The 11,312-nt window shown below is 66.5% G+C and carries 13 protein-coding genes; 6 read left to right on the top strand and 7 right to left on the bottom strand.

Annotated elements, in window-relative coordinates:
* Positions 1 to 161: 161 nt before the first annotated feature.
* Both VED21_RS04915 and VED21_RS04920 read right to left on the bottom strand, forming a co-directional pair.
* The gene (locus VED21_RS04915; RefSeq protein ID WP_324881202.1) at positions 162 to 1,763 is read right to left on the bottom strand and encodes a cisplatin damage response ATP-dependent DNA ligase; all 1,602 of its coding nucleotides are present in this window, start codon (positions 1,761 to 1,763) and stop codon (positions 162 to 164) included.
* Positions 1,760 to 2,746 (bottom strand): ligase-associated DNA damage response exonuclease, encoded by a 987-nt coding sequence (locus VED21_RS04920; protein ID WP_324881203.1) that lies wholly within the window; start codon positions 2,744 to 2,746, stop codon positions 1,760 to 1,762. The genes VED21_RS04915 and VED21_RS04920 overlap by 4 nt, the downstream gene beginning before the upstream one ends.
* Positions 2,747 to 2,868: 122 nt before the next feature.
* On the opposite strand from VED21_RS04920, the gene VED21_RS04925 reads away from it, so the two are divergent.
* Entirely contained in the window at positions 2,869 to 3,825 is a 957-nt protein-coding gene (locus VED21_RS04925; protein ID WP_324881204.1) for a pseudouridine-5'-phosphate glycosidase, read from the top strand.
* 124 nt (positions 3,826 to 3,949) lie between these two features.
* Complete coding sequence (locus VED21_RS04930) at positions 3,950 to 4,315, top strand: hypothetical protein (RefSeq protein ID WP_324881205.1); 366 nt, start codon at positions 3,950 to 3,952, stop codon at positions 4,313 to 4,315.
* Positions 4,316 to 4,335: 20 nt separating this feature from the next.
* Here the strand turns inward: VED21_RS04930 and VED21_RS04935 are convergent, their stop codons facing one another.
* The 4 genes from VED21_RS04935 to VED21_RS04950 all read right to left on the bottom strand — a co-directional run bounded on the left by VED21_RS04935 (position 4,336) and on the right by VED21_RS04950 (position 6,797).
* Positions 4,336 to 5,223 carry an S-methyl-5'-thioadenosine phosphorylase gene (locus VED21_RS04935; RefSeq protein WP_324881206.1) on the bottom strand — a complete coding sequence of 296 codons (888 nt, stop codon included), beginning with the start codon at positions 5,221 to 5,223 and terminating at the stop codon, positions 4,336 to 4,338.
* 39 nt (positions 5,224 to 5,262) lie between these two features.
* Complete coding sequence (locus VED21_RS04940; protein WP_324881207.1) at positions 5,263 to 6,078, bottom strand: rhomboid family intramembrane serine protease; 816 nt, start codon at positions 6,076 to 6,078, stop codon at positions 5,263 to 5,265.
* A gap of 62 nt (positions 6,079 to 6,140) precedes the next feature.
* Positions 6,141 to 6,371: a zinc ribbon domain-containing protein gene (locus tag VED21_RS04945; protein ID WP_324881208.1), complete on the bottom strand. Its 231-nt coding sequence runs from the start codon at positions 6,369 to 6,371 to the stop codon at positions 6,141 to 6,143.
* Between the two features lie 132 nt (positions 6,372 to 6,503).
* Positions 6,504 to 6,797, bottom strand: a complete 294-nt coding sequence (locus VED21_RS04950) for a hypothetical protein (RefSeq protein ID WP_324881209.1) — start codon at positions 6,795 to 6,797, stop codon at positions 6,504 to 6,506.
* A 124-nt stretch (positions 6,798 to 6,921) separates the two neighbouring features.
* Here VED21_RS04950 and VED21_RS04955 point away from each other — a divergent pair, with 124 nt between their 5' ends.
* Both VED21_RS04955 and VED21_RS04960 read left to right on the top strand, forming a co-directional pair.
* Positions 6,922 to 7,242: a helix-turn-helix transcriptional regulator gene (locus tag VED21_RS04955; RefSeq protein WP_324881210.1), complete on the top strand. Its 321-nt coding sequence runs from the start codon at positions 6,922 to 6,924 to the stop codon at positions 7,240 to 7,242.
* Positions 7,243 to 7,768: 526 nt separating this feature from the next.
* Positions 7,769 to 9,244, top strand: coding sequence for a tetratricopeptide repeat protein (locus tag VED21_RS04960; RefSeq protein ID WP_324881211.1), 1,476 nt, complete (start codon positions 7,769 to 7,771; stop codon positions 9,242 to 9,244).
* Here VED21_RS04960 and VED21_RS04965 read toward each other — a convergent pair.
* Positions 9,235 to 9,465, bottom strand: a complete 231-nt coding sequence (locus tag VED21_RS04965; protein WP_324881212.1) for a hypothetical protein — start codon at positions 9,463 to 9,465, stop codon at positions 9,235 to 9,237. The two genes, VED21_RS04960 and VED21_RS04965, sit on opposite strands and share 10 nt — an antisense overlap.
* A gap of 433 nt (positions 9,466 to 9,898) precedes the next feature.
* Here VED21_RS04965 and VED21_RS04970 point away from each other — a divergent pair, with 433 nt between their 5' ends.
* Together VED21_RS04970 and VED21_RS04975 are read left to right on the top strand one after the other, a co-directional pair.
* Complete coding sequence (locus tag VED21_RS04970) at positions 9,899 to 10,954, top strand: hypothetical protein (RefSeq protein WP_324881213.1); 1,056 nt, start codon at positions 9,899 to 9,901, stop codon at positions 10,952 to 10,954.
* 151 nt (positions 10,955 to 11,105) lie between these two features.
* On the top strand, positions 11,106 to 11,312 hold a 207-nt coding region (locus VED21_RS04975; protein WP_324881214.1), incomplete at its 3' end, for a hypothetical protein.

Raw genomic sequence — 11,312 nt, forward strand, 5'->3', positions numbered from 1 at the left:
GATGGATCGTGCGCGCCAGCATCGTCAACGGTCCGGCCTTGCGAAAACGTCTGGATGAGATCTGCGAGCGCCTGCTCGGCAAGGGCACCGTCGGCCGGGTGCTGGTCTCCCCCAGCGCCCGGTCGTCCTCCGGGCCGTGAAAACCCAATGTCGGAGGCCCCCTACCCCACCACCATCCGCTCCAGCGTCGGCAATCGGTCGGCCTCCGGCGCCGGCTTGTCCCAGCGGATGCGGTGAACGCGCGGGAACCGCATGGCCAGCCCGCTCTTGTGCCGGGTGGAGCGGTGCACGCTGTCGAACGCCACCTCCAGCACCAGCCCCGGCGCCACCTCCCGCACCGGGCCGTAGCGGCGGACGGTGTGGTTGCGCACCCAGCGGTCCAGCTCCACCAGCTCGGCGTCGGTGAAGCCGAAGTACGCCTTGCCGACCGGCACCAGCTCCTCCCCCGCCTCGCCGCCCTCGCCCCCGCCGTTCCGCCAGACGCCGAAGGTGAAGTCCGAATAGAAGGACGACCGCTTGCCGTGCCCGCGCTGCGCGTACATCAGCACGGTGTCGAGCGTCAGGGCACCGCGCTTCCACTTGAACCACGGCCCCTTCGGCCGCCCGGCGACGTAGGCGCTGTCGCGGCGCTTCAGCATCAGCCCCTCGATGGCCGCCTCCCGCGCCCCCTCGCGCAGGGCCTTCAGCGCGTCCCAGTCGGCGAAGGGTATGAGCGGCGACAGGTCCATGCGGCGCGGCCGCACCTCGGCGTACCAGCGCTCCAGCCGCGCGCGGCGCTCCGTGAACCCCAGCCCCCGCAGGTCCTCGCCGCCCTCCACCAGGATGTCGTAGAGGCGCACGAAGGCCGGGTACTCCTGCAGCATCTTCGCCGTCACCGTCTTGCGGTTCAGCCGCTGCTGCAAATCGTTGAACGGCGCCACCGCGCCGTCGCGCACCACCAGCAGCTCGCCGTCCAGCACCGCCTCGAACGCCATGTGGTCGGTCACGTCCGGGAAGGCGGGGGACACGTCGTCGCCGGTGCGGCTGTACAGCCGCCGCTCGCCGCCGCGCGCCACCAGCTGCACGCGGATGCCGTCCCACTTCCACTCCGCGCAATACCCGGCCGGGTCGAGGCCGGCCATGTCCTCCTCCTCCAGCGGGTTGGCCAGCATCAGCGGCCGGAACCCGGCGCCCTGCGCCGAGGACGGCGCCTCCGCCCGCCCCTCCAGCCAGGCGAACAGCGGCTCGTACGGCGGCGTCAGGCCGTGCCAGCACTCCTCGATGGCGTTGACGTCCACCTTTCCCCACGCCGCCAGCGCCGTCTTCGCCAGCCGTGCCGACACGCCGACGCGCAAGGAACCGGTGATCAGCTTCAAAAGCGCGAAGCGCGAGGAGGCGTCCAGGCTGTCCATCCAGCCTTCGATCAGGTCCATCACCGCGCTGCGTTTGGCGGCGCCCAGCGTTTCCACCACCTCGGTCAGCGTCGGCGGCAGGCTGTTGGCAAGCGCCGGCCGCTCCGGCCAGATCAGCGCCACCGTCTCCGCCAGATCGCCGACGTAGTCGTAGGACCAGCCGAACAGCTCCGGATCCACCCGGTTCAGCACCATCTGCCGCACGGCGGCCGGCTTCGCCTCGCGGAACACCAGCGTCTCGGTCAGCGCCGCCAGCGCCCACCCGCGCTCCGGGTCCGGGACGTGCGCGAAGTAATCGCCCAGCAGCCGGATCTTGCCGTTGCGCGACGGCATGAACACCAGCGCGTCGATGAGGTCGGCGAAGCGTTTCACGCCCCCTCCTCCTCGAACCCCACCAGCGCCAGGGCGCGGGCGCGGATGCCGCGGGAACGGGCGTGGTGCACCAGCGCCTCCTCGCGCCCGTGCGTCACCCACACCTCGGGCGCCCCCACCTCGTCCAGCGTGCGGCACAGTTCGTCCCAGTCGGCGTGGTCGGAGATGACCAGCGGCAGTTCCACCCCGCGCTGCCGCGCCCGCTGGCGCACGCGCATCCAGCCCGACGCCATCGCCACCACCGGGTCGCTCAGCCGGCGCGCCCAGCGGTCGGCGATGGCGCCCGGCGGCGCCAGCACCAGGGCGCCCTTCAGCTCCTCCTTCGCCGCCACGGTGGCCGGGCGCAGCTCGCCCAGCTCGACGCCGAAGCCCCGGTACAGGTCGCAGATCGGCGTCAGCGCGCCGTGCAGGTAGATCGGCCGCTCATACCCCGCCGCGCGCAGCAGCGTGATCAGCCGCTGGCACTTGCCCAGCGCGTAGACGCCCACCACGTGGCTGCGCTCCGGGAACACCGTCATGGAATGCAGCAGCTTCTCCACCTCGCCCAGGTCCGGCGGGTGGCGGAACACCGGCAGGCCGAAGGTCGCCTCGGTGACGAAGACGTCGCACGGCACCGGTTCGAACGGCGCGCAGGTGCGGTCGAAGGTCCGCTTGTAGTCGCCGGACACCACCACCCGGCTGCCACCGAACTCCACCACCACCTGCGCGCTGCCCAGCACGTGCCCGGCCGGCGCCAGCCGCACGGTGGTGTCGCCGATGCGAATCGCCTCGCCATAGCCCAGCGCCTGCCGGCCCTGCCCCGCCCCGTCGCCCAGGCGCTGGCGCATGATGGCCAGCGTGCCTTCGGTGGCCAGCACGTGCCTGTGCCCCGGCCGCGCGTGGTCGGAATGGCCGTGCGTGACCACGGCGCGCTCCACGGCGCGCACGTGGTCGATGAAGAAGCCGCCGGGCTCGACGAACAGCCCCTCGGGGCAGACGCGCATCCAACGCCCAGGAGAATTTTGATTTGGGGGGAGGCGGGAGGACATGCCCCCAATATGGGCCTCCATCGATCTAGGATCAACTTCCCATTGCGCGCGTCCCGCCGCCCCCGCATCCTCCGCCCATGCACGAATACCTGTCCCTCGCGCCCGAGGTGGCCGACGCGCTGGCCGAGCACCGGCCGGTCGTGGCGCTGGAATCCACCGTCATCGCGCACGGCATGCCGCACCCGCAGAACGTGGAGACCGCCCGCGCGCTGGAGGCCGCCGTACGGGCGGAGGGCGCGGTGCCCGCCACCATCGCCGTGCTGGACGGCCGCATCCGCGTCGGCCTGGACGCCGACGACATCGACCGCCTCGCCACATCGAAGGACGTGTGGAAGCTCAGCCGTCGCGACCTGCCGGTGGCGCTCGCCACCGGGGCGCTGGGCGCCACCACCGTGGCGGCGACGATGATCGCGGCCGAGCGCGCGGGCATCGCCGTCTTCGCCACCGGCGGCATCGGCGGCGTGCACCGCGGCGCCGAGACCACCTTCGACATATCGGCCGACCTGGACGAGCTGGCGCGCACCAGCGTCTGCGTCGTCTGCGCCGGCGCCAAGTCGATCCTCGACCTGCCCAAGACGCTGGAATACCTGGAAACGCGCGGCGTCCCTGTGCTGGGCCTGGGCACCGACGACTTCCCCGCCTTCTACGCCCGCACCTCCGGGCTTCCGGTGGTGCGCCGCTGCGACACGCCCGACGAGGTCGCCCGCATCATGCAGGCCAAGTGGCGCCTGAGCCTGGACGGCGGCATCGTCGCCGCCAACCCGGTGCCGGAGGCCGACGCCCTGGACGCCGCCGAGGCCGAGGCCGCCATCGCCCGGGCCCTGCGCGACGCCGACGCCCAAGGCGTCACCGGCAAGGCCGTCACCCCCTTCCTGCTGGCCCGCATGAAGGAGATCACCGGCGGCCGCAGCCTCACCGCCAACGTGGCGCTGATCCGCCACAACGCCACCACCGCCGCGCGCATCGCCACGGCCTACGCCGCCCTCGCCCGTGCCCTGGCTCCACGTCCTACGACAAATAGCCGAAGGGGGTAAGCCCTCTGCTCACCTTCGTCTTAAGACCCCTTTAACCACCGAAGGCCGACTGTGGGGCTCGCATAGCACGGAGGTCCTTATGCGCGCGACGAACCCCTCGAGCCTGGTGTCCCGGATGATCAGCATGGCCACCAGCCCGGCCCCGGCGGAGGGCGAGGACGGCCGGCCGGCCACCCGCGTGCAGCGCATCGTGTGGGCCTCGCAGGCGGCCCAGCTGCGCGCCTCGATGCCGGCGGTCATGGCCCACCAGATCGAGTGCCGCGTCGCCGCCGAGCTGGACGCCATGGAGCTGTCGGAAGTCTTCTTCACCTCGGTCGAGGTCGGCAGCCGCGTCATCACCTGCGACCTGGACGCCGAGGGCACCGCGTCGATCTTCGGCGTGATCGACGCCATCGAGTACGAGGACCTGGTCGAAGAGGCCGGCGACGACGCCCTGTTCGGCGTCGACTGGGATGGCGTCTACATTACGCCCGCGCGCACCCGCCACTGATCGCCGGTAAAGGGGGACGCCTACCGCGTCCCCAGCACGCGCCCCGCCACCGCGTCCAGCTTGCTCATCAGCTCCGGATCGCGCTTGTCGGGTGCCGTCATGATGGCGTTCTCCAGCGCCGTGTGGCAGCCCTTGTCGCAGACGTGCGTGCGCCCGCGCAGCTTCGGCGCCACCTGCTTCACCAGGGCGCGCGCCTTCTCGGCGTTGGCAACCACCACCTTGATCACCGCCTCCACCGTCACGTCGTCGTGGTCCGGGTGCCAGCAGTCGTAGTCGGTGACCATCGCCACGGTCGCGTAGCACATCTCCGCCTCGCGGGCCAACTTGGCCTCGGGCATGTTGGTCATGCCGATGACCTCGCATCCCCAGCTGCGGTACAGCTCGGATTCCGCCAGCGTCGAGAACTGCGGCCCTTCCATCACCATGTAGGTGCCGCCGCGCTGGTACTTGACGTCCAGTTCCTTCAGCGCCGCCTCGATGGCGTCGCCCAGGCGCCCGCACACCGGGTGGCCCAGCGGCACGTGCGCCACCAGCCCGGTGCCGAAGAAGCTCTTCACCCGCGCAAACGTGCGGTCGATGAACTGGTCGACCAGCACGAAGGTGCCCGGCGGCAGGTGCTCCTTCAGCGAGCCGACGGCCGACACGCTGAGGATCTCCGTCACGCCCGCCCGCTTCAGCGCGTCGATGTTGGCGCGGAAGTTCAGCTCCGACGGCGGGATGCGGTGGCCGCGGCCGTGGCGCGGCAGAAAGACCAGCCTCTGCCCGTCCAGCTCCCCCATCAGCAGCTCGTCCGACGGCTCGCCGAAGGGGCTGTCCACCTTCACCCAGCGCTTGTTCTCCAGCCCGTCGATGTCATAGACGCCGCTTCCGCCGATCACGCCGAGCACCGGCGCCACCCCGTCCGCCATGTGGAAACCCCTTCCCGAAAACGATCCATCGGGCGGCGACTATAGCGTCCAGATCAGCACGACGACCAGCCCCAGGTACACGGCGGCCTTGCCCGCCGCCATCACCCCGTTGCCCGGCCGCCGCCGGGCGGGGAAGAAGTCCACCAGCACCGTCTGCAGCCGTGGAAACGGCACCTCCGGATAGGCGTGCGCCGGGTGGAACAGCGGCACGCCCGCGCGCCGCAGCGGCACCACCAGCAGCATGCCGGCCGCGAACCCGCCGATGTGCGCCCACCACGCCACGTCCCCCATGCCCGCCCCCGCCGGCTGGAACACGGCCATCGCCACGTTGGCCGCCAGATCGCCCCCCACCACCAGCGACGCCGGCAGCAGCACCGGAATGCGGAAGAACAGCAATATCAGCAGCTTGGCATGCGGGTGCAGCAGCAGGTAGGCCCCCATGACGCCGGAAATCGCCCCGCTCGCCCCCACCAGCGGCCGCATCGGCTCCACCGCCATCACCCCCTCGCTCAGCGCCCCCACCGCCGCGCACAGCAGGAAGAAGGCGAGGTAGCGGACGTGCCCCAGCGCGTCCTCCACATTGTCGCCGAACACCCATAAAGCGACCATGTTGGTGACGAGGTGCACCGGGTCCCCGTGCACCAGCACGTGCCCGAACACGCCGCGCAGCGTGTCCCCCAGCGGCAGCGGGGCCGCCACCTCCACCGTGCCGAACACGTAGGCGGGGACGAACGCGAACGGCTCCGGCGGCAGGCCCAGCACGAAGGACAGCACGCAGGCGAGGATCAGCGCCTTGTTGACGTAGGCGACCGGGATGCGCCGCAACGGGTTCCCGCCTGCCAACACCAGCGCCATGCCGCACCTCCGCCGTCGCTCACCACCCCGATATGGTGGCGCTGACGGCGGAGAGCGAGCACTCAGAGCTTCGCGCGTTCCGAGCGGCTGTAATTGCTGAAGTGCCCCTCGCGCGCCGCCTGACCACGGGCGGCCTTCAGCAGCGCGCCGGACTTGGCCTCCGGCGCCGGCCGCGAGACGAGCTTGTCCAACTCCGCCCCGCCGCACGCCGGGCACGCCGGCACGTCGGTGGACCGGACCAGGGTCTCGAACTCACGGTCGCAGGCTTTGCAACGGTACGAATAGAGCGGCATGGGACCTCACGCGCCAAAGAAAACGTGTGCGGCCGGGATGCCCCGAGGATAGCACCATCGCAGCGCAACATGCGAGGGGCTGCGCGCCCCTCGCGCTCCCCCGCCAGGGCGGCAGCCCTGGACCCAGCCATCCTAACCCTCTCCCGCCCCGGGAGAGGGTGCCCGCGCAGCGGGCGGGTGAGGGTCCCGCCGCATCAGCCGCTCCCCCTCCTCCGCCAGCACGACGTAGCTCATCCCGAGTCCCACCAGCCCCAGCCCGAGCGTCACAACGGCGGCGTACGAAACCTCCCCTTCCAGGACGACAAAGTGCATCTGCTCCAGGCTGCCGAGCACCCCCAGTTGCCAATGGAACCCGCGCATCCACGGGAAGGTAAGCACCGGCAGCAGCCCGCCCCAGATGACCAGCAGTTTCCCGAGACAGCGCATGCAAGCCCCGCCAAACTTACGCTCAAGCGTCAATAGATGGACTGTATAGCGCCTTGAGTTGGTGGTCAACGCACTCTACCCGAACGACAGTCCGGGCATGGCCCGCACGCACGAATTTGGTCTGATGCTCCGCACGCTCCGCGAGGCGCGTGACCTCACGCAGGAGGACCTTGCGGGGTTGATCGACCGTTCCGTCCAGGCGGTGTCCAAGATGGAACGGGGCCTGACCTTCCCAAAGCTGGAAACCCTGATCCGCCTCAGCGAGAAGCTGAACGTCCCGCTGCGCGAGTTGACGGCCCCCTTCGACGCGTCCGATCCCATCGACCCGGCCCGCCTCCCCCTGGAAGCCGAGATCCTGACCACCACCCGCCGCCTGTCCCTACGCGACCTGGAAATCGTCGCCAAGCTGGTGAAGGCGTTCCCGGAGCAAAAACAACGCCCTTAGCCGTATGCAAGAAAAATTTTGTCTCCGCCGTTACTTCAGAAGTATATTTTGATTTAATGTGCAGTCTACATCTTTGAACTGAAATTTGATCAGCCGTACCGATGCGGATTTACATCACAGCCTCGCGGGGAGACCGCGCCCGTCACTAGCAGATCTCGCAAAAGCACGCAAATATTTAGCTCTTCACAACAAGCAATGCGCACCAAATGTGCTGGACTTACCTTCCAATGCCATAGCCGTAAAGATAAATACACATCCTATCACCACGAGTGCGCCTACAAACATGCTATTTTTACAGCGAACATGCGCGCAATTTCAGTTCGGCATAAACTAACTACAGGACGCTAGTTTCCGATATTTCAAAAAATAAATTTCGTAGCCTGATTAAAATGGGCGCCCGATAAACATTCATAGGCTATACGGGCAAACCGAACACCTGACGGTCCGCCATCAATTGTCGTCGCCTTTTCATTATATAATATGATATACTTAGGTCGTGCGGGAAAGCGACTGTCGAGCAGGGCGGATGGGCGCGTGGCAGTGGGTGGCCCGGAATTGGGCAGTACTCTTTCAAGGGATCGGCGTAACCGTTCTGGTGGGCGCGTTCAGCTGGCTGTCCATACTCACGAATCCGGCGCCTCAAGACTCTAAGCAGCAATCCGTTAGCGCTTCAAGCGCTCAAACCAATACATCATCACCGAGCGCGGTTGCTGCAAATAGCATTCACGCGGACGGTAACGTTATTATTAGCCCACAATCAGGATCATCCAACTTCGATGCTCACCGTTTGATTGACGATTATGCAAAGGCGAAAGTTGATGCCGCTAGCGCTAAGCATGCGACAGAAGCAGCGCGAAGAGACGCCGTACAGGCCATTGCACGTGCCCGACAATCCGAACAACAGCTTGCCGAAGCTTTGAAGGCACTGGACGAGGAACGCCGCAACCGACCAGCGCAAGCACCGACCATTGACGCTGCCCTCGATGCTCTTGGCAGAGGACGTACGAACGAAGCCGAGACTATCTTCAAGGACATCCTGGCTTCTAAAGAAGCGGCCGGCCGCCAAAGCTTCAAAGAAGCTGCGGTAGCAGCTGGTCATCTGGGAGCCCTGGCATTCCTCAATGATACCGAGAAGGCGCTCGACGCCTATCGAAAAGCCGTGGAACTCGACCCATACAACCACGATGGATGGAACCGTCTCGGCCATCTACTATTCCGCATTGGTGCACTGAACGATGCCCAGCAGGCATACGAAAGGGTCCTGTCACTTGGGGATAAAGCCGGCGAGCGAGAGGTCGTTGCTAAAGCCACTGGAAACCTTGGGCTGATCTATCAAATGCGAGGTGACCTAGATAAAGCCGAGGAATTCCATCATAAGGCTCTCAATCTGAACAATGAAATCGGTCAAAAAGACGGCATGGCTCGCCAATACGGCAATCTTGGCCTAATTTATAGAATACGCGGCAACCTCGCCAAAGCGGAAGAACATCACCAGAAGGCCCTCGACCTGAACACTGAACTCGGTCGAAATGAGGGCATTGCGAGCAGTTACAGCAATCTCGGACTAATCTACCAAATGCGCGGAAATTTATATAAATCGGATAAGCTTTTAGATAAATCGGAAGAACTTTTAGATAAATCGGAAGAACTTTTTAGAAAAGCCCTTGATTTGGAAATCTCACTTGGCCGTAAGGACAACATTGCAAATATCTACGGAAACCTCGGAGTAACATATAGGTTACGCAATGATCTAAACAAAGCCGAGGAACACCTCCACAAAGCACTTAACTTGAGCAGAGAAATTGGGCGAAAGGATGGAATAGCAAACGCGCTCGCCAATATCGGCTTTTTATATAAAGAAAAAGGCGACATTCTCGAGGCCGAAGCTAATTGGCAGAAGGCATTGTCAATTTTTATCGCAATTGGCATGAAAAGAGAAACCGAAGCAGTCCAAGGATGGTTAAGTCAGATAGCCCCGACAAAGCCCATTCCTCAACGGTAGACACTTGCAGCATCGCCGATCAGACCTTCGGACCATTCGTCGGCTTCGGCTTCCCGCTCCTCATCGGCGGCCATCGCGCGGTAACCCGCGTCAAGATCGCCGGGAACCACATGCGGACGGGCCAGATCGGACAGGAAGCGACCGATGCGATCACGTCCCACCACGCGGTGCAGGCCGTCATAGACCTCGTCATCCACGCTGATCGTCAGTTTCTTCGCCATGCAGGCTCTCCGGAAGCATGTGCAAAAGGTATAGCGTCCGGGGCGCGGCGACAACGCCCGGCCCTTGACAGCGGACGCGGATCGGAACGCCCCACCTCACTCCCTGGACAAAATTCCTACCGAAGGACATACTCGTCCCGTTGCCCCCTGAGGCGCTGGAGAAACGAGGCCCCCGAATGTTACGCCCCACCCGAATCCGTATCACGGCGTATCATCCGGTAACATCTCCTGGGATCCAAGGGCCTGTGGCCCTTGGCGGGGGTGCAGGGGGCGGCGCCCCCTGCGTCGCTCCCGAACCCCGCATCCCCATACACCTTTATGCACAATCCCACCCCGTTGATTCATTTCGTGTCATTTCGCCGCGACTTGCGCCTTGCCGGCCTGCCCGTGCACCTTCTAGAGAGGGTTGCGAATTGAACGTCGGGGGACGGGCATGATCAAGGGGAACGGGCGCTGGGTGGCGGGGGCTGCCGCGGCGCTGGTAATCGGGCTGGCCGGCGGGGCGGCGGTGGCGCAGACGGCGGCGCAGGTGCACGCCTTCGCGGCGTCGGTGCTGAGCAACGTGTACTGCACGCAGTACGATTACGAACAGAACGCCGGCAAGGGGGCATCCGGCGTGCCGGTGGCCTTCACGCAGCCGGGGCACATTTCGACGCACGCCTACACCGACTGTTCGGGCTTCGTCGACTTCACCGTGTCGAACGCGCTGGCCGGCAAGGTTCCGGCGGCGCCGCAGAGCTATCCGAACTGCCCGCCGACGACGGCGGACCTCACCAGCCTGCAAAACTCGCTGCCGGCGCTGCCGGGGACGCAGCTGTACACGGCGGTCACCGGCTATTGGAAGAACTCCGGGCGCTTCGCGTACGACGTGCAGAACTACGCGTGGCCGCGCGCCGCGACGTGGACGTACCTGTTCAACGACATCCAGGCCGGCAACGCGGCGGCGGCGGGCGTGGCGCCCTACGTCACGCCGGTGACGGACTTCCGCAACCTGGGTGCGGGCGACGTGCTGGCGTGGTGCTACGGCCTCTATTGCAGCCAGCCGGGCGAGGACCACAAGGGCGACACCGGGCACGTGGTGATCATCGACGCCGCCCCGGTCACCAGCACCAGCGCGTCCACGACCGGGCCGTCGTGCGGCACCCTGCCGGCGGCGCCGTCGGGGGCGGCGGCGGTGATCGGCGTGCCGGTCATCGACTCCTCCATCGTCCCGCACTTCCCCTACACGGTGAACGGCGCGCCGGCCTATAAGGCGGGCCGGGGCATCTCGGCGAACTCGGCGTCGGGCGTGGGGTCGGGCTGCCTCGCCTTCGCGCTGAACGCGCAGGGCGCGCCGCTGGGGCTGGCCTTCTGCACGCCGGGCTCCACCGGCTGCCCGCAGACGGAGGCGTGGATCCCCTCCTACGGCATCGGGTCGGGGGACATCACCACCATCACCGGCAACACCAACTTCATCACGGCGGGGCACCTGACGGGCGTTGCAAAATGACCTCGTCCCGTTGATAATTTTCCTACCGCCCACCCCTCGTTCCGGCTCCGTCAGGTCGGGCGGAACGAGGGGTGGGAATGAAACAACCTGCTGAAAAGTGTTTCACGGCGTTTCATCCGGTTTCATTTAGCGGGGTTCAGGGGCCTCCGGCATGACGGAGGCCCTGCTCCCGCCCAACGTCGCCGGCTGGTTCCGCTCGCGCGGCTGGGCGCCGCACGCCCACCAGCTGGCCATGGTGGCGGCGGCGCAGGCCGGCGAGTCCGCCCTGCTGATCGCCCCCACCGGCGGCGGCAAGACGGTGGCCGGCTTCCTGCCCTCCCTGATCGAGCTGGGGGAGCGCCCGCGGGACGGGCTCCAC

This window comes from Azospirillum sp., from assembly GCF_035627195.1.
Taxonomy (GTDB): domain Bacteria; phylum Pseudomonadota; class Alphaproteobacteria; order Azospirillales; family Azospirillaceae; genus Azospirillum.